The sequence below is a fragment of the Rhizobium mulingense genome, assembly GCF_029194105.1.
GTDB classification, from domain to species: Bacteria; Pseudomonadota; Alphaproteobacteria; order Rhizobiales; family Rhizobiaceae; genus Rhizobium; species Rhizobium mulingense.
In genome coordinates, this window is sequence record NZ_JARFVE010000016.1 from 48485 (window position 1) to 69433 (window position 20949).

Annotated in this window: 15 protein-coding genes and 2 pseudogenes; 4 read left to right on the forward strand and 13 right to left on the reverse strand. The window is 58.3% G+C overall.

The genetic code is table 11. The features are described from left to right. Window positions 1–20: 20 nt before the first annotated feature. The 4 genes from PYR71_RS27680 to PYR71_RS27695 all read right to left on the reverse strand — a co-directional run bounded on the left by PYR71_RS27680 (window position 21) and on the right by PYR71_RS27695 (window position 5996). Window positions 21–716, reverse strand: coding sequence for an SGNH/GDSL hydrolase family protein (locus tag PYR71_RS27680; RefSeq protein WP_275621658.1), 696 nt, complete (start codon window positions 714–716; stop codon window positions 21–23). 133 nt (window positions 717–849) lie between these two features. Then, window positions 850–2190: an HlyD family type I secretion periplasmic adaptor subunit gene (locus PYR71_RS27685; RefSeq protein WP_275621659.1), complete on the reverse strand. Its 1341-nt coding sequence runs from the start codon at window positions 2188–2190 to the stop codon at window positions 850–852. A 15-nt stretch (window positions 2191–2205) separates the two neighbouring features. Further along, entirely contained in the window at window positions 2206–3969 is a 1764-nt protein-coding gene (locus PYR71_RS27690) for a type I secretion system permease/ATPase (RefSeq protein ID WP_183912114.1), read from the reverse strand. A gap of 473 nt (window positions 3970–4442) precedes the next feature. Continuing rightward, a complete protein-coding gene (locus PYR71_RS27695; protein ID WP_275621660.1) occupies window positions 4443–5996 on the reverse strand; it encodes a right-handed parallel beta-helix repeat-containing protein in 1554 nt (517 codons plus the stop codon). A 264-nt stretch (window positions 5997–6260) separates the two neighbouring features. Between PYR71_RS27695 and rapA2 the strand changes: the two are divergent. Next, window positions 6261–6960: pseudogene (gene rapA2, locus PYR71_RS27700) on the forward strand (calcium-binding lectin RapA2). Window positions 6961–7095: 135 nt separating this feature from the next. Here the strand turns inward: rapA2 and PYR71_RS27705 are convergent. The 5 genes and pseudogenes from PYR71_RS27705 to PYR71_RS27725 form a co-directional block, all read right to left on the reverse strand. After that, window positions 7096–7799: pseudogene (locus PYR71_RS27705) on the reverse strand (hypothetical protein). Then, entirely contained in the window at window positions 7799–10072 is a 2274-nt protein-coding gene (locus PYR71_RS27710; protein ID WP_275621661.1) for a polysaccharide biosynthesis tyrosine autokinase, read from the reverse strand. Before PYR71_RS27710 ends, PYR71_RS27705 begins: the two are co-directional and overlap by 1 nt. A 51-nt stretch (window positions 10073–10123) precedes the next feature. Next, window positions 10124–10771 carry a sugar transporter gene (locus PYR71_RS27715; protein WP_275621662.1) on the reverse strand — a complete coding sequence of 216 codons (648 nt, stop codon included), beginning with the start codon at window positions 10769–10771 and terminating at the stop codon, window positions 10124–10126. A gap of 79 nt (window positions 10772–10850) precedes the next feature. After that, entirely contained in the window at window positions 10851–12062 is a 1212-nt protein-coding gene (locus PYR71_RS27720) for a polysaccharide biosynthesis/export family protein (protein WP_323115755.1), read from the reverse strand. Window positions 12063–12342: 280 nt separating this feature from the next. Further along, entirely contained in the window at window positions 12343–13776 is a 1434-nt protein-coding gene (locus PYR71_RS27725) for an O-antigen ligase family protein (protein WP_275621664.1), read from the reverse strand. A gap of 302 nt (window positions 13777–14078) precedes the next feature. Here PYR71_RS27725 and PYR71_RS27730 point away from each other — a divergent pair, with 302 nt between their 5' ends. Next, window positions 14079–14678: a transglutaminase-like cysteine peptidase gene (locus PYR71_RS27730; RefSeq protein WP_275621665.1), complete on the forward strand. Its 600-nt coding sequence runs from the start codon at window positions 14079–14081 to the stop codon at window positions 14676–14678. Between the two features lie 321 nt (window positions 14679–14999). Then, window positions 15000–16328, forward strand: a complete 1329-nt coding sequence (locus PYR71_RS27735) for a UDP-glucose dehydrogenase family protein (protein WP_183912105.1) — start codon at window positions 15000–15002, stop codon at window positions 16326–16328. A 169-nt stretch (window positions 16329–16497) separates the two neighbouring features. Here the strand turns inward: PYR71_RS27735 and PYR71_RS27740 are convergent, their stop codons facing one another. Beyond that, a complete protein-coding gene (locus PYR71_RS27740) occupies window positions 16498–17289 on the reverse strand; it encodes a metallophosphoesterase (RefSeq protein ID WP_275621666.1) in 792 nt (263 codons plus the stop codon). 750 nt (window positions 17290–18039) lie between these two features. On the opposite strand from PYR71_RS27740, the gene PYR71_RS27745 reads away from it, so the two are divergent. Continuing rightward, complete coding sequence (locus PYR71_RS27745; RefSeq protein ID WP_416340343.1) at window positions 18040–18291, forward strand: KTSC domain-containing protein; 252 nt, start codon at window positions 18040–18042, stop codon at window positions 18289–18291. Window positions 18292–18464: 173 nt separating this feature from the next. Here the strand turns inward: PYR71_RS27745 and PYR71_RS27750 are convergent, their stop codons facing one another. From PYR71_RS27750 to ung, 3 genes are all read right to left on the reverse strand, one after another. Next, on the reverse strand, window positions 18465–19070 hold the full coding sequence (locus PYR71_RS27750) for an alpha/beta hydrolase (protein WP_275621668.1): 606 nt from the start codon (window positions 19068–19070) through the stop codon (window positions 18465–18467). Between the two features lie 10 nt (window positions 19071–19080). Next, window positions 19081–20013, reverse strand: a complete 933-nt coding sequence (locus PYR71_RS27755) for a VOC family protein (RefSeq protein WP_275621669.1) — start codon at window positions 20011–20013, stop codon at window positions 19081–19083. A gap of 135 nt (window positions 20014–20148) precedes the next feature. After that, window positions 20149–20850 carry a uracil-DNA glycosylase gene (gene ung, locus PYR71_RS27760; RefSeq protein ID WP_183912095.1) on the reverse strand — a complete coding sequence of 234 codons (702 nt, stop codon included), beginning with the start codon at window positions 20848–20850 and terminating at the stop codon, window positions 20149–20151. Window positions 20851–20949: the final 99 nt, after the last annotated feature.

Genomic DNA, 20949 nt, shown 5'->3' on the forward strand with positions numbered 1-20949 from the left:
CCGCCGACACTTGCGGAGATTCAGTCTCCGCAATCGCGGCCGGCGATATGTCCGACGAGTGTGGGCACGATGATCCTGGCAGCAACTTCGGGCCGCGGATGCGCGCCGTCGGGAATTGCGGCAGCCAGATCGTCCGGGCTGAGGCGCTCCCAGCGGGGCCGGTGATCGACGAACTCCAGACCGCGCTTCCGTGCCTCCGCCTGATGAGCCGCAATATAGCTGCCGACGAACGGACGGATCAGTCCCCGCACGCCCGAAAACGGGTTCATTGCCATGAGGATGATCCGCGCCCGCGGCAGGCGGCGATGCAGCTGATCGAGGATCTCGCCGATATTCCTTTGGCTTTGCGCCAGCGACACGAACCGGTGCACGGTTGCGTCATTGGCATAGAGCTCGATCAGAATGATATCCGGCGCTTCGGCAACGACCCGGTCCAGCTGAGTCAAGGCCCAGGCCGATGTCTCGCCGCTCTTGGCGACGCTCTCGACCCTGACGGTTCTCTGCAGGCAGGCGGCAAGCTTTGCCTCAAGTCCGGCCTGCCATCCCCCGCGCGCTGTCAGCGATGTTCCGAAAGCCACGATTTTCACGGGCGGAAGGTTCTCGGCATTACTCTTCCCGGTCGTCGAAAACATGATGAGGCAGGCCAAGAAGAGAACCAGCGCCCATGCCAGTCGCTTCTCCGTCGGCACCGCTCGCCAAAGCCGCAAACATATCATGAAGGGACCATATCGCGGCGGGCGCTATCCGTCACCCGCCAGCATGGCGCAAGGCAAGCTTTGCCCCCAGCCGGATGGGCAAAGCTGACCTCAGAGGCTGCTATATGTAGCAGCGGCGCGGCGAAGCCGCCGATCATTCCTCACGAAAGACGTGCTGCATCTGATCGGTCAGCGGCTTGGTGAGATAGGAGATGACGGTACGATCGCCAATCTTGATAAAGACCTCGGCTGGCATGCCGGGATAGAGCTTGATCGACTTCAGCTTCGCGATGCTTTGCGCTTCCGGCTTGACGCGCAGCGGATAGTAGCTGATCCCCGTCCGCTCATCCTTGACGATATCAGGTGCAATCGAGGTGATCGTAGCCCGCACGTCGGGTGTCGTGCGCTGATCAAAGGCACTGAAACGCACATCGACGGATTGCCCGACATGGAGCTGGTCGATATCGCGGGTGGCGACCTTCGCCTGGACGGTCAGATCGTCGTTCTCGGGAACGACGAGCATCAGCGTCTGGCCCGGCTCAATGACGCCGTTGACCGTATGAACGGCAAGTTCGTGGACCCTGCCGCTCAAGGGCGCGGTGATATCCAGGCGGCGGAGCTGATCGAGCGCGGTTTCACGGCGCTCTTCATTTTCGGCTATCTTCGCCTCGACATCGGTCAGTTCCTTGGCAATTTCCGAACGACGATCCTCGTCCAGCTGGATCGACTGGCGGTCGATTTCGATCGCCTTGCCCTCGGCCTCCGCCTTGGCGGCGATTTCCTGGCCGCTACTGCCCTGAAGGTCGGCGCGTGCACGCTTGAGCGCATTCAAGCGCTGAAGTGTGACCAGTCCCTTCTTGTAGAGCGCATCGACGCCTTCCAGTTCCTGTTCGATCAGGCCGAGGGAATCGTTGGTGGCGTTGATTTGAACGACCAGACCCTTGATCTGTTCGGCCAGCTGATCCTTGCGCGACGCCAACTGGCTCTTCATTCCGACGAGCGCCGACTTTCGGCTGTCAAACAATTTCTGTTCGCCGTCGAGAAGGTCCTTTGCGGCATTTCTGGAGGCCGCCTTGTTGGAAGCGGCAGCACTGGATGTCATCAAATCGCTGATGTTTTCCTCGACCTCGAACGAATCGGCGCCGATCCGCTCAGCCTTGAGACGGGCACGACGCGCATAAAGCTGCGCCAGCGTGCTTTCGACGATCGAGAGCTGCGCTTTGGTCGTCGTCCCATCGAGCCGTATCAACACCTGTCCAGCCGAGACATGGTCGTTTTCGGCGACCAGGAGTTTCGACACGATGCCTCCGGTCGGGTGCTGGATCTTCTTGACATCGCCGTCGACGATGACGACGCCTTCGCCGATGACGGCGCTGGAAAGCTCGGTCGTCGCCGCCCAACCGCCGATGCCGCACACCAGCGCGATGGACAACGCGCCGACGACGGCGACGTGACGGTTCAGGGATCGTTTTGATTCAATAGTAACTTTGCTCATCATCGTCCTTCCGGCCTATTCGGCCGCATTGCCATCGACCACGACTTTGAGCTGAGCCACGCGCTCGGCAATCGGAGTACGCGTCGCTTCCGGCCGGCTGACCCGCGCCAGAACTTCTTCCTTCGGGCCGAATGCGATCATTCTGCCCTCCTGCATCATCAGCACGAAGTCGCACACGGCCAGAACGCCAGAGCGATGCGCGATGACGACGACAATGCCGCCGCGTGCCCGCACGCTCATGATCGCAGCGCTCAGCGCCCGCTCGCCTTCCTCATCGAGATTGGAATTCGGCTCGTCGAGCACGACCAGGAAGGGTTCACCGTAAAGCGCTCTCGCAAGGGCGATACGCTGTCTCTGACCGGCCGAAAGCGCCGCGCCGCCCTCGCCGATTTCGGTCTCGTAACCATTCGGCAGACGCAGAATAAGGTCATGAACGCGCGCCGCCCTCGCCGCCGCAACCACGGCCTCCGGCGACATCTCCTTGGCGAAGCGGCAGATATTCTGCGCGACAGTGCCCGAGAAAAGCTCCACGTCCTGCGGGAGGTAACCGATATGGCGGCCAAGGGCATCACCGTCCCATTGGTCGAGCGCCGCGCCATCCAGGCGAATGGATCCCCTGACTGTCGGCCAGATGCCCATCATCGCCCGCGCCAGCGACGACTTGCCCGAGGCGCTAAAACCGATGACGCCGAGCGCGCTGCCTGCGCGCAGGCCGAAGCTGACATCGGAAATGACCAGCCGCTGGCCGGCCGGCGGTCCGCTGGCCACACCCTCGACCGTGACCTGCTTGCTGGGCGCCGCAAGCGTGAGCGGAGCCGGCATCTCCGGAATTGTCTTCAGCAGGTTCGCAAGCCGCCCCCAGCTCTGCTGGGCGGATACGAAACCGCGCCAATTTCCGATCGCCGCTTCCACAGGCGCCAGAGCGCGGGATGTCAGGATGGAGCCGGCGATGATGATGCCCGAAGAGGCCTGTCCCTGAATGACGAGGATCGCGCCGGTCGCCAGCGTTCCCGATTGCAGGGCGATACGAAAAATCTTCGAAATCGTCGCATATCCGTTGCCGACATCGGATGCTTGCCGAGTGATATGCCGGTATTCGCTGTTCTTGCGATCCCAGATGTCGGCCATGGTGCCCGCCATGCCCATGGCGTGGATGACCTCGGAGTTGCGGATCGAGCTCTGCGCAAAAGCGTTGCGCATATTGGCGGCTTCGGATTGCCGTTTGGACAGCGTACGGGTGCCCTGGTTGGTTAGAAACGTCAGAATGGCGAGCACCAGCGATCCGCCGATGGCGATGTATCCGATCGCCGGATGGAACAGGAAACAGATGATGATATAGAAGGGAAGCCAGGGCAGATCGAACATCGCCGTCGGACCCATGCCCGACAGGAAGGTTCTGATCTGATCGAAATCACGCAGGGGCTGCAACCCGTCGCCGCCGATCTTGACCTTCAGCGGCGCCTTGATGAGCGCCCGAAACACTCGCCCGTTCACCATCTCGTCGAGCGCACCAGCAACGCGGACGAGCATTCTGCTCCTGAGAACCTCAAAGGCTCCCTGAAAGGCGTAAAGAGTTAATGCAAGTATCGCCAAGGCAGCCAGGGTCGGTATGCTTTTGCTGGGAATAACCCTGTCATACACCTCAAGCATAAAAAATGAACTTGTGAGATAGAGGATATTGATAAGCGCGCTGGCTATGCCAATGAAAATGAGCCCGCTTTTGCATTTCCGCAAGGCTTTGGACGGTTCATTAACGTCAGCTGTTGAACTCTGAAACACGAAGCAATCCTCTCCTGCCGCACTACGCACGCAGCGAATACGCTGGTCCGCACTGCAGTTGCAGGCCCCTCAGGCCCGATCATTGACATGGCTACCCTCGGACCCGGCACCCTCGCCGAACCCGTTGGCACGCTCCTACACTAGTACATGAATCCCACCGAAACGTGACCGAAAATACAAATTTATCACGAACAATTTCAGAGGCTCTAACTTTAACGGTACGATAATCATCCCGTCGGAAGCAAGTGAAAAGCGCAAGTCGCCCAATAACGGCCCAAAGCGGCGAAACCGTGGCACGTTAGCTTCGGCATCTACTACCGCGTTAACTATAATTGCAATCTATAGTTCGATTAATCTGACACCGGCGGAACATTTTGCCACCGCTCACCCGGCGTATTTCGGTCCGGCAGACGCTGCTCGTCCGAGATCGAAACGTAAATCGAACGGGGAAACATGCCGAAGCCGCTTCAACGTCAGGAAAGCAGGTGCGAGGCGTGGCTGCTGTGGAATGTGTCGACATTGATGGAAACGCTCAAGCTGTCGGTGTCAATATGGGAAGCGCCATCGGAGATTTTATATTGGAAGGATTCGCTGACTTTGCCGCTGAGACCGGCGAGCTTGGCGGCATCGACCGTGTAACTGTAGTCGCCATCGCGTTCCACGTGAATAACTCCGTATTTCCCCGCCAGCGTCAACCCGTGCTTGTCGACCGCGCTGTCGCCGAAGCGGCGAAGTAGTATCGTGCCGTTGCTCGCCTTGTCGTTCTCAAGCAGGTTGCCGTGATAGGCGCTGCCGGTATCTTCCGTGATCTTCAGGCTGTCATGGACGGCGACAATCTTTTGGGTGCCGGCAGGCAGGGGGGCGACCAGCGGTTCCGCGGCAGGCGCAGGAGAGCTGACCTGCGTATCGCCGGTCGTGCTGCCGGCGGCGCTGTCGATTTCGGCCTGCGCTTGCTCGAGCGTCTTGCTTCCGCCGATGGTGAACGTGTTCTGGGCGGCGATTGTGGCCGGCATCGTCAGCGTCGGCACGGCGCTGTCGATGATATTGTCGTAGAAGGAGCCCGATGCGGGCTTGTCGACCTTCAGCGCCGAGGAAGACAGATCGTCGAAAACATTGTCATGAATGACGATATTCTCGCGGATATAAGCGGGATTGCCGATGGCGCTGATCAGCACGCCGTATACGCCCCCGTGCAGATAATTCCCGCTGATATCGTAGTTTGTCGCGTTGCCCTGATCGCCGAGGCCGATGCCGTAGGACCAGCTGTAACCGCCATATCCCGAGATGTCATTGTCGTGGATGGCAATGTTCGTGCCTGCCTGCGCGCTCAGCCCGAAGCCGCCGCCCACCAGCGTATTGCCCTCGACCACGGCATTCTGCGCCCGGATCAGCACCAGCACACCTTTGGCGCTGTTGGTTTCGGTCTGTTCCAGATGGTTGTCCTTGACCAGGATATTGCTGCTGTCGTTGAGCTGAATGGCGTCGGCCGCGCTGCCCTGGCTGTTGGTGACCGTATTATTGACCAGCGTGATGCCCTTGACCTTGTCCATCCAGATGCCGTCGGAATGCACACCGGTCAATCTGCTGTTCTCGATCGTGATGTTCTGGCTGCTCTGGAAGCTGACCGACCCCGGCTTTCCAGACAGGCCGGTATTCGACACTTCGACATTGCGCACGGTCCAGTTCGAGACATTGCCCGCATAGATCGCGTTGGCGCAGGTATCGGCGATCTTGATGTTCTCGATGACGATATTCGACGCCTTGGAACCGTGGATCCCGTCATTGCTGCTGCGAATGACCGGTGCGTCACCAATGCCGTAGCTGCCGATTGTGATCGGAGCGCTGACACTGCCGGAATATTTCAGGTCGAACTGTTCGTTAAACACGCTTCCGGCGGCAAACAGCACGCTATCGCCCGGATTTAGCTTCAAGGCTTCAACAGCAGACAATGTCGCGAAGGCTGAACTCTCACCGGTTCCGTTGTTATTGTCGGATCCTGTCACTGAATTCACGTAATAGACGGTCATGCTGCGATCTCCCAAGGTAATGGAAAATCTTCTAACTGCCGACCTCTCTCCCGTTGCTAAAATGAAACACTAAAATGCGTGATATCTCGCAATAATTCTTGCGCCTTCAATATAAATAGATTGGTGTACTAATTATACTTCGTCGCGATAAGGTTGCAACCTCACGGCGGCAAGCGGGCTTACTTGGCCGGACGCAGTCGCCAATCTGGCGGCTCGCTCAAGTCAAAAATGACCGGCGAAGATCAATTTCAAGGAGAGAGGCAAGTGGCTATTCACGCAACCGACGATACTGCAACTTTTCTGGAAACCGACGTTATTTCCGGAAACCTGCGCAGCAACGACACATCTGACGGCAGCCTTTTCCTGCGCGCCTTCGACCAACAGAGCGTCGGCGCCAACAGCACGGCCAGGTCACCACGATCCAGGGGGATTACGGCACCTTCTACGTCAAGGCCGGCGGCAGCTATACCTATGTCCTGAGCGATACCGCCAAGATTGGCTTCACCAACGGCGAGCTGATTCAGGAGAAGGTTTCCTACAAGATCTCCGACGGCTCCGGCCATACCGATATGGGCCTGTTCACCCTCAGGGCGTAACCCAGGTCAAGCCGATCGCGGTCGACGACCATTACAGCTTTAACGAAGGCGATCTGATCAGCGGCAACGCGCTGGTCAACGACATTCCGGGTGATAATGGTCAACTCTTCCTCCGCCAGTTCGATGGCACGAACGTCAACGGCAATAGCGGCGCCATTACCGGCATTCTCGGTACCTATGGCACGTTCCACGTCAAGGCGAATGGCGACTTCACCTATGAACTGACGCAGGATATTGCGCCCGGCGATCACGTCACCGAATCCGTTCAGTACTACAAGATCTCCGATGGACAAGGCCACACCGATGCCGGCATTCTGACGCTCAACATTGCGGGCACCGACGTCCTTTCCGGCGGCGTCGACGTCTGATCATCGACAACCATGAAGCAACGCCCGCGGCAAGCAGCGGGCGTTATCGTGGTATGAAGGTCGATGGCGACGGAAGCTGATACCGTGTCATCAGATCCTTCGCCGACTTTAATCGTCGAAGCTTTGCAGCCGTAATCACCGGCTGCAGCGCTGTCGAAACCGCGCCGTCGCCCCTTCCCCGACACTCGCCCAGATCCGATCGAAGACCGGACGGAGCTGCGGGCTGATGGCTTTCATGGTGGCATTGACCCTACAGCGGTCGCCGAGTTTCAACATCGTCGTCAGATCGCCGTCAACGGCGCTGCTGGCCGCCGAAAGCGTTGCATTGGTGAAATCGTTCCAGAAATAAAACCGGGTCAGAACGATCGACTCGTCATAGGGCGCGAGAGCGACCGAACGTTTCATCATTTCTGCAATCGCAAGCGGTTCCTCTGCAATTGTCGACTGAACAGCGGCGAGACGAAGCCAGAAATTGCTGTGGTCGGCATGCAGGAGAGCGCGTGCCGGAGATAGCGGCGGGCATTCGAGGCCGCCGCAGCCCAGGCATCGTAATTGACATTGACGCTTTGTCGATCGAGCTTCGCCAGAACGAGCGTGACGCCGGCGGCGACGATGTCCGATCGGCAATAATGTCCGTCAACCACGGCGATGGCGCGCGCCGCATATCTGGCCGCGATGTCATTCGAGATGGTGTCACCGCGCTCGATCCTTTCGGCAACGATCGAGATGCTGGCCGTTCTTATCGAGGCATACAGCTCTCGGCCGGCCAGCACCGTAAAAACCGTGGTGACGACAAGGAAAACGATCCTTGCAGGCGAAACGGGCCAACCGCCGAGCATCACTCGGTATAGTAGCGCGAATAACGCTTATAGTAATATTCGCTGGAACCGAATGTCCGGTAGAGCTTCATCTGCGACGGATCGACCTTGGTCAATATCGCGCCGATACATTTGGTATAGAGATCCGGCTCGGACAACAGTGTCGACTGCACCACTTTGCGCGAGGTCTTGCCCCACTCGATCACGAATACGACGGCATCGAGCTTCGGGTTAATGGCGCGCGCGTCGACCACAGGAGCAAGTGGCGGCAAGTCGACGATAATGTAGTCGAAGCTCTGGCGCGCCATTTCAAGCAGTTGATCCATGCCGCGCGAGGCCAGCAGCTCCGAAGAGTGCGGAACGCGGTATCGCGCCACCGTCGGCAAGAATGCAAGCTTCGTTTTGGGATCGAGAAGGATGAGATCCTTGAGTGGGCGATTGTCGACGATTGCTTCAAGCAAGCCGGCTTCGGCATGGCGGCCGATCGCCCGGGTCGCTCCGGGATTTCGCATATCGCCGTCGATCAGCAGGCAACGCGCGCCCTGCATTGCCAAAAGCTTGGCAAAGTTGATGGCGGTCGTCGACTTGCCCTCGCCCGGCAGGCTCGACACGACGCCGATGACCTTGCAGCGTTGATCCGCCGCACTGATATCGATGGCGATCTTCGCGCTCCGAAGCGTCTCGGCGAATGCCGATAGCGGATGCTCCTCGACATAGGTCGTCGTCTTGCCGCCCCTGGCGATGCTGCGCGGATTACCCGGATCGACGAGGGTCGGATCCTCGACGTTGTTCTCAATCAGCGGCATGACGCCGAGAGATTCGACGTCGAGCATGTCCCTGACGTCGTCACCTGTACGGAAGAAGCGATCGCGGAATTCGCGGAAAGCGCCGATGCCGCTACCGAATGCACATCCCAGGAACATGGCAAAAGCGACAACGAGGCTTCTCTTCGGCGCGCTCGGCTTCGTCGGCGTCTCCGCGATTGTGATGATACGTGCGGCGGTAATTGGGAAGCTCTGCTGCTGGATCGCCTCCTGGTAGCGCGTCAGGAAGTTCTGATAGAGATTCTTATAGGTATCGCGCGTCCGCTCAAGCTCACGAAGCTGAACCTGCGTCTCGCCCGCCGTTGCAGCCACGCCCGTTGCCTGGTCAACGCTGTCGCGCAGCGATTTCTCGCGGGACTGCGCAACCTGCAGCTCGCTCTGGTAGCTCTCGGCGATACGATTGAGTTCGTCGAACATCAGCCGTTCATATTCGGCCATTTCAGCGCGAAGCCGGACAGCCTGGACGTGGTCCGGACCCAGCCGTGCCTCGATTTCGGCCTCGAGCTTCGACGCTTCCAGATATTTCTTGCGAAGATCGTTCGAAATCGAGCTGTCGAGCACATCGGTCACGATCGCATCGGTCTGCTTGGCCTGGATGATCGACTTGATGCGGGCGTATTTTGCCTCCGCCTGGGCCGTCGCGGCCTGAGCGGTGATCAACTGGCTGTTGAGCTCGGAGAGCTGCTGTTCGCTGAGCAGCGTGCCGGATCCTGACTCGACAAGCCCATGCTCGCTGCGGAATTTCTGCACCGCGAGATCGGTATCCAGCGCCTGCTGCCGAAGCTCTTCGATACGCTCCTGCAGCCACTCGCCGGCCCGCCGTGTCGCCTCATATTTGGAATTGAGCTTATCGACCATGTAAACGTCGGCGATGGCGGCTGCGATTTCGCGCGCCAGATCCGGCGACTGCGAGGTATAGCTGACATCGAGAACGTAGGATTTGCCAACCCGTTCGACATCGATATTGCCCGCGACCGTTTCAGCGGCATTTCGCCGCTTCATTGCTGGATCGGGTGCAACAGCCACGTCATCGGCAAACCAGGATCGAAAATCCACCAGCGATTTCAGCGTTGCGACAGAAAAAAGCGAATTCTTCGGCGCCGTGAACACCGGGTCGTCGACCAGTTTCAGCTTGTCGACGACCGCATAGGCGATCGTGTCCGACTTCAACAGCTCGACCTGGCTGAGAACGGTGCCTTCGTCGTCGTCCAACTGGCCGAAAGCGGCCAGCTGGTTGATGACCTGATTGTCGCTGCGGTCGATCAACACGCTCGTGTCGGCGGTGTAAACCGGCACGGATGTCAGGACATAGACGACGCCGAGAATGGCAAAAGCGAAAGCACAAGCTGCAACGATCCGCCACTGCCGACGAGCAATGGCGATGAGCTTGTCGAAATCGATGAAATCAGCTTCGTTTCCCGTATCGCGGGAGGTGTCGATACGCGGCGTAAGTTTATCTGGCGACAGCAATTTCGATCTCCAACAAAGGCGTCAAGCGCTAAGATCTACAGGCAATTCCAGCTATTGTGTGACGGGAACACTCTGACTCGTCGACTCCGACGTATCGGAGGACGACTGGCCTCTCGAAACCCTGAGCGTTCCGGCAGTCGTTGCGGCGCCTTCATAAGGCGTGCCATCGTCGGAACCAGGTCCGGTCTGCCCGATCGATCCGCTGTTGCCGATACCGGATGCTGCGGCAGCCGCGCTCGTGCCCGGACCGAGCGCCGCGGTGCCGCCTTCGGCGAGAACTTTTGCAAAGGCTGCCAGCAACGGCGCAAGGTTGGGATCGGCACTGGCCGCCTCGGCGACAGCTTTTTCGATCGCGAGCTTGAATTGCGGATCCGAGACCTGGCAGCTGTTGGCCGCCCGCCCAAGACCGGCGCCGATCGCCGCCATCTGGGTGGCATTGGCCTTCTTGGCCTGCTCGACCACTGGCGACAGGGCGTCGTTGCTGCTTCCGACCAATGCGCGTACACGCGACGACAAAACCAAGGGATCGGACATGTCGAGCAGAACGGCGGGACTGGCCGTAAATCCGCTGATGTCGACGGGTGTCAGATTTGCCGGCCCCAGGCAAGCAGCCGCAAAAGCACTGGACGTCATGCCGGCAAAGGCCGCGACGATAATTCCGCTATAAGCAAGTCTACGATAAACAGCTGACCTTGCCATACCCACAATTTCCTTCATGAAATCCGCTACAGACGTAGGCCGCGAGCGCCGATCGTTTGCGATCGGCGCCACTTATTCATCAACGCCCGAGCTCTCGTACCGCGCTACGCGTATCACGCGCGTCATCGGTCACGCCGGCGACAGTGGACGATACCGAATTTACGATGTCAAGGAACTTGACCAATTCGACCGAGTCCGAATTGGAGATATAGATAATGTCCTTGTCTTCCATCTTGAATTGCTGAGCAGCAAACAAGGTCGCCGGATCGCGAAGGTTGGCGCGAACGATCACCGGAACCGTATCACCCGCAAACCGCGTCGTATCCACGTGCATCGCGGCAACTGTCGTCTTCGGGACAAGGCGATAGAGCAGGACCTGAGCTGGATCCGCACGATCGTCGCGGAGCCCGCCCGCCTTGGCGATTGCCTCTCCAAGGGTCAGGTCGGACTCTTCGAAATCGAAACGGCCGCTAACGCCGGCCGCGCCGAGCGCAAGATAGGTGCGGCGCTCATGGTCAACCGAGATCGTATCGTCCGGCGCGACATAGATATTCTCCGCCGGGTTCTTCAACAGCGTGTTGTAGGCGACGGTTGCGGTTCTGCCGCGGCGCTGCAGCGTCACATTCGTTTCAATATTGTTGGTCGTCAAACCGCCCGCGGCAGAAATGACATCGAGGACGCGCTCACCGGCCGGGCTGATCGTGATGCGCTGAGGATTGTTGACGTCACCAAGCACGGCCACCTGGCTGGAGCGGCTGGTCGTTGTCGTAATAACCACCTGCGGTTCGATCGCGCGGCTGGCCAACCGATCTTCGACGTCCTGCTCCACGGTCTCCTTGAGACGGCCTGCAGCCGGAACGCGACCAGCATAGGGAATCGTGATCGTTCCGTTTCTATCGATGGTCTGCTCCGGCAGCGAGATGTAATTGCCGGGTCGGCTGCCGGCGTCCGAGGGAATGAACAGTCCACCGGACTGAGCTTCGAAGATAGCAACCTGAACTACGTCGCCATAACCAAGCGGAATCTCAGGCGCCTTGCCCCGACCGCCGCCAAACCCCTTGAAGGAGGTCGGCTGCGGAGATGTGAAAAATGACAGGACGTTTTTGCTAAGATCAATCAGGGCGTAGTCGATGCCGACGCGACGCTCCTTCGTTGTTACTTTCACAGCCGCACCTCGATCAACATCTGTGTGATCGGGACCGGACCTTGGCAACGACGTGCAGCTTGCCAATATACTCGTTAGCGCTACAACAATGGCGACGCGTGTACTACCGATAGGAAAACAACCCATAGAATAACCTGTGTTGACGCCCCTGGAGGTACTGCCCCGCAATTTTACGAAATACAAGACAATCCCCGATCAATAATGACTGTAGGCGGATTAACATTCCTCTAACTGTGGCAGGCTGGCAACGCCAAGCCTTCACGAAGGCGAATACGATCCAACCCGTCTTGTCTGGGGCCGGCAACGATCTAAAGGCTGCACCGCTATAAAATCTGTTGCGTTTCAGAGTCAACAGCGCGTTGCCGCGCAATCGGCATTTTCGAAAAACCTTCACGAACCCATTTGCTCAAACCGTCCGCTGTTGAGCAGCCCCCTCATATAGTCGTTTCGCGTCTCCATTATTGCGTCCAAGACTGATCGCGACCACGGCACTGAGGAAGGCGGCGAAAAATACCGCAAAGCCCGGTATTTGCAGCGAAAAATCAACCGCAGCATGAAGGGCGACCAAAACCGTCGCCGCCAGACCAAGAAGAACGTAATGTCTCAAGCGGCGCCGTTGAACGAGCCCCCGCCAAAACACACTTGCGAGCACCGAAAAGGCGATGAGCGCCGCGATCGGAAATAAAATTCCGAGGCCCAGAAATCCTTCGAGGTAGAAATTATGAGCGCGATCAAAGATTCCGAAAATGCCGCAGGCCGGATCGCGATAGGCGGAAAACACGGTGCGGAAGGTGCCGAGACCCGTCCCCGTCACCCAATGATCCGAAATGGCACGCCAGATGCCCGGCAGGATGCAAAAACGATCATCGTCCTCGAGACGCCGCTGTTGCGCACGCAAAATCGCCTGGCCGGCAAACATGCTCTGCAACAGGACAACGAAGATCATCGCCGAAAGAAGCTTTAATATCGACCGCCACCCTGGCGTCGGTCTCATATGGCGCCTGGAGTTGTTCCATGAGATGACAAGCCAGGGAAAGTAGATGAGAGCGGCAACAAAGGTCGCGAATATCCCAGCGCGTGATCGGCTCAGCATCAGCGCGGTGAAACATGCGCTCAAGAGCAGAATGTAGATCCACACCCTCAGGAGAAGAACGTTTCGGCCCGGCTCGCCGGGCGGATGGTTTGAATAGGAACGGGCAATATCCCTGACCAGGGTCAGCATGAGCAGCGTTCCCAGCCCGAGGAAGGTCGCGGCGGTATTGCGGTTGACGAACACGGCCGTCAGGCTGTCGAGGTAGGCGTGTTTTTCGATGACGATCAGAATGTTGGGAAACATCGAAAATTGTATCAGACTGAAAACCGCGATACCGCCCGCCGTCAGCCCGAGGCTGGCCAGCACTTTCCGCGCCCGTTGATCGGTATCGCACAAGACCAGGCCGGTCAGGAAGGTCACGAAAGGCAGAGCCAGCCAGAGAATCGAGGCGAGCGTATCGGCCGGCTCGACGGAGATCGCCGCGTATTGAACGCCCGCCAAGTCACGCGCAGCGCTCCAGGCAGGGTTTGCCAGCCAATTGGCTGGCAGTTCGATTGTCTGGACGAACGTCCACCCCGTCAGCACGACCAGCAGAAACAAGGCGATGTTGAACACCCATCCGGCCTGACTCGGCTCGCCAAGCAGCAGCCCAGCCATAATGGCCAGAGCAAACATCCCGATCGCAGCGAAGGCGAAGGGAAAGGGCGTGACGCTTCCGAACGGAATGAGCGTCAATATTACCAGGCCAATGAAGGCAAAGAGGATTGTCTCCCGCAAGACCTGCCCGTTGATGAGGTTGGATAACATTTGATTCGCTCATCAGTAGCAGCAACGAGAGAGATACAACCAATACGGTTAATATACTCGTACCAACATAAGTTGCATATCAAACGCTTGCGTGTTAAAGTGCAACAGAATTCCACATCGTTTAAAATTGTCCCGAAAGGCTTAAGCCAATCGAGACCGGCCCCGATTATGCTCCTTCAAGCGGCAGAAACGGGAAAGACGTTCTGTGCCCGATACTTGGCAGATCACTAATCCGCCATGCCATTGACTGAGAAAAAAGGCAAGCCTGATCTCAATCGGTTGCCCTGAACGGGGATGAAGAGATGAAGAAGACGTTCGTTACACTTCTGGCACTGGCTTTTACAGCAGCGAATGCCTGCTCTGCATTTGCCGCCGGCCCCGCCGGTTTCGCCCGCGGCCTGACCAGCGGTTCAGGAGTGAGCTATATCTCTGAAAAAGGAACGATCATTCCGCCCTTCGCCCAGGTGCTGTTCTGCGCCCAGAACCCTGCCGAATGCCGCGACAACCATGGTTTGTCGGTCGTGGCGCTGACAGACAAGGAAATGCTGCAGCTGAAGGATGTGAACAACTCCGTCAATCGTACGATGATCGGCAGGAACGATCCCCGCAATGAACTGAACGGCGATGTCTGGAAAGTGAACGTCCGCAGCGGCGACTGTGAGGATTTTGCGCTGACCAAGCGCAGCCGGTTGATGGCAATGGGCTGGTCGTCACGCGCTTTGCGAATTGCGACGGCGTACACGCCCTCCGGCGAAGGACACGCCGTCCTTGTGGTCAGAACCGACAAGGGCGACCTGGTGCTCGACAACAGGAAAAGCAGCATCAAGAACTGGCGCGATACCGATCTGCGCTGGGACAAGATTCAATCGGATACCGACCCTTACGTCTGGTATCGCCTGTAAAAACGGGCGCGGCTGGGGCAATTCCGGCAAAGCCGTGAAGTGCCTTAGCCTCCGCAATGCCCACATCTAACTAATTACATCCGCCCGTTCCGGGTTGAAGTCGAGCCGGCTCCGATGCGCGGTTCGACTTGTCATATCGCCCACACAAAACTATGTTTTTGCTGTCGACAGGGCAGCTGGCGCGGGTCGCAGCGCCCTGAGTTGGAATTCCGACTTGGGCCACAAGGCGATCTTCGATGTTGTCTTTTCGCCCAGATTAAGTATGACGGGGTCCATGCTGCGACGCAGCATGACGTTCTACTCTAATGATTTGAGGGAAATATGCGCATCACGATGATTGGATCAGGCTATGTCGGCCTCGTTTCAGGCGTTTGCTTTGCGGATTTCGGCCACGACGTCATCTGCGTCGACAAGGATCTGAGTAAGATCGAGGCCCTTCGCGAAGGCCGCATTCCGATTTACGAGCCAGGTCTCGATCAACTGGTCGCCGAAAACACCAGCACCGGCCGCCTGTCCTTTTCGACGGATGTCGGCGAAAGCGTTCGTGGCGCCGACGTCGTGTTCATCGCGGTCGGCACGCCCTCCCGGCGCGGCGACGGCCATGCGGATCTCTCCTACGTCTATGCGGCGGCGCGCGAGATCGCGACCTACGTAGAAGGCTTCACCGTCGTCGTCACCAAGTCGACCGTACCGGTTGGGACCGGGGATGAGGTTGAGCGCATCATCCGCGAAACCAATCCGACAGCCGATGTCGCTGTCGTTTCCAATCCCGAGTTCCTCCGCGAGGGCGCAGCGATCGAAGATTTCAAGCGCCCCGACCGCATCGTCGTCGGTCTGAACGACGACCGGGCGCGCGAAGCCATGACCGAGGTCTATCGTCCGCTTTATCTCAACCAGGCGCCGCTGGTCTTCACTTCCCGCCGTACCTCCGAACTGATCAAATATGCTGCCAACGCCTTCCTCGCAATGAAGATCACCTTCATCAACGAGATCGCCGATCTCTGCGAACGGGTTGATGCAAATGTCCAGGACGTTTCGCGCGGCATCGGTCTCGACGGCCGTATCGGCGCCAAGTTCCTGCACGCCGGCCCGGGTTACGGCGGCTCCTGCTTCCCCAAGGATACGCTGGCCCTTGCCAAGACCGCGCAGGATTTCGACGCGCCGGTTCGTCTCATCGAGACGACGATCTCCATCAACGACAACCGCAAGCGGGCGATGGGACGCAAGGTGATTTCTGCGGTCGGCGGCGACATTCGCGGCAAGAAGATCGCGATCCTCGGCCTGACCTTCAAGCCGAACACCGACGACATGCGCGACAGCCCGGCAATCGCCATCATCCAGACCCTGCAGGACAATGGAGCCCAGGTGATCGGCTACGATCCCGAAGGCATGGATAACGCCCGCAAGGTCATCGAAAATATCGAGTATGCGAGCGGCCCCTATGAAGCAGCCGCTGGCGCGGACGCGCTGGTCATCGTCACCGAATGGAACCAGTTCCGTGCGCTCGATTTCAATCGCCTGAAGCAGTCGATGCGGGCTCCGGTCCTGGTCGACCTGCGCAATATCTACCGCAGCGACGAGATCCGCAAACACGGCTTCACCTATACCGGCATCGGGACCAATCTCTTCCAGGAAACGACCAACTCCTGATACCGAGATCAAACATCCTGACGCCGCGGAATATAAATTCCGCGGCGTTTTTTATGCATGGCGTGCCGAAGCCTGCAGTGGCCCAGGGGCAACGGCATGGATGAAAAACCAGCAAAAGCGCGTCGTCGAACACCGCAAGCGATTGTCGCACGACACCGGCCCTACTGTTCTACAGGAGTCCGACCCGCGTCCCTTTGATCGTCAGCACGGTCAGGCGGCCCGTCGCCGAAACCGCGGTGTCGATCCCGATGCGTTGCGGACCGAAGGTCGGGATTCGCGCCGGGGTGTGTCCATGGATCACGAGGAAAGGAAGCTGCGGCCCTTCGTTCAGAAAGGGCTGGCGGATCCACATAAGGTCGCTGTCCTTTTGTCTCTTGAGATCGATGCCAGGTCTGATGCCCGCGTGGACAAAGACGACCCTTCCCATCTGCAGCATGATCGGCAGCGATTCCAGGAATTGGATATGCCGCTCCGGTATCATGTTGTGAATGACGCGGGCGATCATTTCGTTTCCAGCCGCCGATTGCAGTAGATGCTCGATGTCGATGCCGTATGAATTCAGCGTCTCCGTCCCGGCAAAACCAAGCCATTCAAGAAGGCGTGTCGGTTTGCGATAGAGCTTCACCAGCTCCGCATCGTGATTGCCGCACAGGGCGAGACGCTGAAATCCCGGCGGCGGCGGCTTGCTCAGGAATTCCAGCACCGCGCTCGAATCCGGCCCGCGATCGACATAATCGCCGAGCAGGAGAATGAGTTTCGGCCCCGGAATGCGCTCGGCATCCGCTTCGATGCGGCAATGCGCCTCGACGAGTTCGCTATAACATCCGTGGACATCGCTCATCGCATAGACCGCGGCGAAATCGCCTTCGGCAAATGTCAACCGAGCGCGCTTTCTATGGCTGCCAGTCAGTATCGGTATCTGTTGTCGCCACGGGACGAGATAGTTAAACATGTAACCCATTTATGAAACCCGGCCGGGTGGCGGGCTGTCGGAACTGATCCATTTCTCACCCATCGCCGCAACGGCACGAAGTTTAGTGATCATAAGAAGTTGGCCTGATCGCGACCGCGTCGACATTGTAGCCGGAACCTATTGCCACATTCAAAACGACGGACCCATCGCCATTTCGCTGAACCGCCCGCGCCAGCTCGCCTGACTTATTGAGGCCGAATGCTGCGCGTCCAGCACATCGGGCAATGACGATCGCCCATCCTCGTCGCGCCCGATGGAAAGCGCAAGAGTCTCCTGCGCGGTCACCATCTGGGCGCCAAGCGCTTGAACGATTTTCGCGTCGCAATGGATCGACGAAAATGCGAGGAATCTCGCCTGCCGGTCGGTTGTCGGCGGCACGTGGTCAGGGCACCTCACGCCGCTCCGCGGGCATAGCAAAACGGCTCCCACGAACAAGGGCACGTCGTATTAATACATAATCGAAAAGATGTTTCGATTAATATTTCCACGTCTCTTAATATACTCTTGTTAACGGATGGTTAAGCTTGCGTTTTTACCAGATTCTTCAAAACTCAGCTGCATCGTTCAATATATCCGTACCTGAAAGAACCGGAGACTGCCAATTTTCCACAGGCCGGACCTTCGAAAAAGCTGTATTAATCAACTAAAACGAGAGACGCCAAGAAAAAATGAACGTTAAAGCAGATCGCGCTTGACGACCTTGCGGCACCGCATAAAGATGGTGCGTTGCGAGCGCGAATGCCATTCTTGATCAAGAATCTCAGATCCAAAACTGCGGGGTGCAAAGTGGAAACTGCGGTTGATTCGAAACTTATCGAGGCGATTGCCTACGACGAAGACAGCCGGCATCTGCGGGTCTATCTGACCAACGGTCAGAGGCGAGAATATGAAGGGGTTCCCAAAGGCGTCGTCGTCGGCTTGACGATGGCGGAGTCACCCGGGGATTTTTATATGAAGGCAATCAGGGGCAAATATCCTCCTCGTCCCTAGAACAGGATGATTTCAGGCCCGTTGGCCTAACATCTGAATCCTGTTCTCAATGAAAGAGTTAGAGCACTTTTGGTGGCATCTCTGTTGGCGATGCCAAGTCGTCGTATGAACCAAGATGCGGGACCGGTTTTCACCGGCCCCGCAATTCGGCCGTCGCCGGTTGGCGCAATCGATCAATAGCCGCTGAAGAAATCGCGAACTGCATCGATTTCGAGCGACCCGATCTCATGGCCACCGGGATGCCAGACTGTGTCGACCTCGGCGCCGCGGCCTTTCAGGTGTTGCGACAATGCTTCGGTCACGGCCATCGGGGCGATCGGATCCCGCCGTCCGGCCGTCACCAGCACCTTTCTTCCCGCAAGCGTCGAATGGGCTTCCGGTTGAAACGGAATGAGCGGGTGCATCAGCACCGCCAGGTCGAAGATACCCTTCTCGATCAGCACATTGGCAAGAATATTGGCGCCGTTCGAAAAGCCCAAGCCGAAAATACGGGAAGCCTGGTACCCGTCAGCGAATGCTTTGACATAGGCGGCCATCTTCTCCGTCGCCCGTGAAAGGTCGGCCATGTCGTAGACCCCTTCACCGCTGCGCCGGAAGAACCGCGCAGCACCATATTCGGAAACATCGCCGCGCGGAGCAAGAACCGTCGCTTCCGGCAGCAGCTGTCGGCCGAAATCAAACAGCTGGTTTTCGTCGCCGCCGGTGCCATGCAACACGATCAGAATTGGTTTGCCAGGTGCGCCGGCATGCAGCCGGTGCACATATCCGGTTTCCGTCATGTCGCCCTCCTTACGCTTCTAGCGGCTGCAGATGCTGTTCAAGCAGCGCTCGAAGATGGGCGTGCTGCTGCGGCAGCTTCAGAGCTTCGCCGAGATGAGCCGTATCCTCGTCGCGGTCGAAGCCGGGTTCATTGGTCGCAACCTCGAACAGAACGCCACCCGGCGTACGGAAATAGATCGCCCAGAAATAATCGCGGTCGATCACCGGGGTCACCTGATAGCCGGTGTCCATCAGCGCCTTGCGCACTTCAAGCTGCTTTTCGCGGTTTTCGACCGAGAACGCGACATGGTGGACGGAGCCGGCGCCGGGAAGCGCGCGGGCAATATTCGGCATCGTCTCGAGATCGATGAGATGCGCACCGTTGCCGTCAGGCATGATCAGCCGTTTGACCCCGTCCCTTTCCTCGGCGACTTCATAGCCCATGAACTTCAGCAGTTCGGCCGTAGCGCCGTCATCCCGCAGCCGCATGGCGACGGAGTGAAAGCCGCGAATGGCATAATCCTCGCTGATGCCGCCATGCGTCCACGGCTGGCGGCCATCGTCCCTGACCTCGACGAGCGCAAAGCCGTCGCCATCGGGACCGGAGAAGTTCAACCGCTTTTCGCCGAAGCTTTCATCGGTCTTCAGGCCGCCGACGCCGAGTGCGGCAAAGCGATCGTTCCAGAAGCCGAGCGAACCTTGCGGAACCGAAAACACGGTCGTACCCACTTCACCGGTGCCGGGCCGGCCCTGTGCCATCTTCGGGAAGGGGAAATAGGTCATGATCGTGCCGGGCGCACCGGTCTCATCACCATAATAGAGATGATAGACATCCGGAGCGTCGAAATTCACCGTTTTCTTCACGCGACGAAGTCCGAGCGCATGGGTGAAGAACTGATTGTTGGTGCGGGCGTCCTCCGCCATCGACGTGACGTGGTGCAAACCCTTGATTTGATCGAGCATGTGAGACCCCTTTCTCGCCCGCCGCTTGCGGGCTTTCGATGGATCATAAATGCGCTCGGTCAGGCCTCCGGAATAGACGTGCAGACCAAAACGCATTGTCTCCTTTTTGTGAACACAGATCCATGTGTGTTCACTTCAGGACTTATGGGGATCGACCGGCAACTGCCAGTCGATCGGCGCGCGCCCGCGGGACTGCAGGAAGGCATTTGCCTTGGAAAAATGCTTGCAGCCAAAAAAGCCATTGTGGGCCGAAAGCGGCGACGGATGCGGCGCTTTGAGCACCATATGCCGCGCCGTATCGACAAAGGCGGCCTTGCGCTGCGCATAAGAACCCCAGAGCATGAAGACGACGGATTCGCATTCGTCGTTGACCTTGCGGATGACGGCATCGGTGAAGCGTTCCCAACCCTTGCCCTGATGGGCAGCCGCCTGCCCCTCCTCGACTGTCAGCACGCTGTTCAGCAGGAGCACGCCCTGCCGTGCCCAGTGCTCTAGAAAACCGTGACGCGCTGGCGCTATACCGAGATCCGTCTCCATCTCCTTGTAGATATTGACGAGCGAGGGCGGTATGCGCACGCCGGGCCGGACGCTGAAACATAATCCATGTGCCTGCCCTAGCCCGTGATACGGATCCTGACCGAGGATGACGGCCTTGACGTTGGCGATCGGTGTCAGGTCAAGAGCTCGGAAATACTCGCTACCTTTGGGAAATATCCGTTTTCCGACCTGCTTCTGCGCGACCAGGAAAGATTTGAGCTGCTGCATGTAGGGGCTTGAAAATTCCCCCTCGAGGGCGGACTTCCAGCTCTCGTCGAGACTGACGGATGTATCGCTCATCGGCAAACCTTCGAATAGGACGAAACAATGGACATACAGTTCTAACAAAATGGGCCGACGCCGCAATGCTCGTCGGTCTCGCGGCGGCTCCGCCCCATC

Bases quoted from the DNA above. Each gene is read 5' to 3' on its own strand.
- PYR71_RS27680 (WP_275621658.1), bottom strand. From the start codon at position 716: ATGATATGTTTGCGGCTTTGGCGAGCGGTGCCGACGGAGAAGCGACTG.
- PYR71_RS27685 (WP_275621659.1), bottom strand. From the start codon at position 2,190: ATGAGCAAAGTTACTATTGAATCAAAACGATCCCTGAACCGTCACGTC.
- PYR71_RS27695 (WP_275621660.1), bottom strand. From the start codon at position 5,996: ATGACCGTCTATTACGTGAATTCAGTGACAGGATCCGACAATAACAAC.
- PYR71_RS27715 (WP_275621662.1), bottom strand. From the start codon at position 10,771: ATGGCAAGGTCAGCTGTTTATCGTAGACTTGCTTATAGCGGAATTATC.
- PYR71_RS27720 (WP_323115755.1), bottom strand. From the start codon at position 12,062: ATGGGTTGTTTTCCTATCGGTAGTACACGCGTCGCCATTGTTGTAGCG.
- PYR71_RS27725 (WP_275621664.1), bottom strand. From the start codon at position 13,776: ATGTTATCCAACCTCATCAACGGGCAGGTCTTGCGGGAGACAATCCTC.
- PYR71_RS27730 (WP_275621665.1), top strand. From the start codon at position 14,079: ATGAAGAAGACGTTCGTTACACTTCTGGCACTGGCTTTTACAGCAGCG.
- PYR71_RS27735 (WP_183912105.1), top strand. From the start codon at position 15,000: ATGCGCATCACGATGATTGGATCAGGCTATGTCGGCCTCGTTTCAGGC.
- PYR71_RS27740 (WP_275621666.1), bottom strand. From the start codon at position 17,289: ATGGGTTACATGTTTAACTATCTCGTCCCGTGGCGACAACAGATACCG.
- PYR71_RS27745 (WP_416340343.1), top strand. From the start codon at position 18,040: ATGCCATTCTTGATCAAGAATCTCAGATCCAAAACTGCGGGGTGCAAA.
- PYR71_RS27750 (WP_275621668.1), bottom strand. From the start codon at position 19,070: ATGACGGAAACCGGATATGTGCACCGGCTGCATGCCGGCGCACCTGGC.
- PYR71_RS27755 (WP_275621669.1), bottom strand. From the start codon at position 20,013: ATGCTCGATCAAATCAAGGGTTTGCACCACGTCACGTCGATGGCGGAG.
- ung (WP_183912095.1), bottom strand. From the start codon at position 20,850: ATGAGCGATACATCCGTCAGTCTCGACGAGAGCTGGAAGTCCGCCCTC.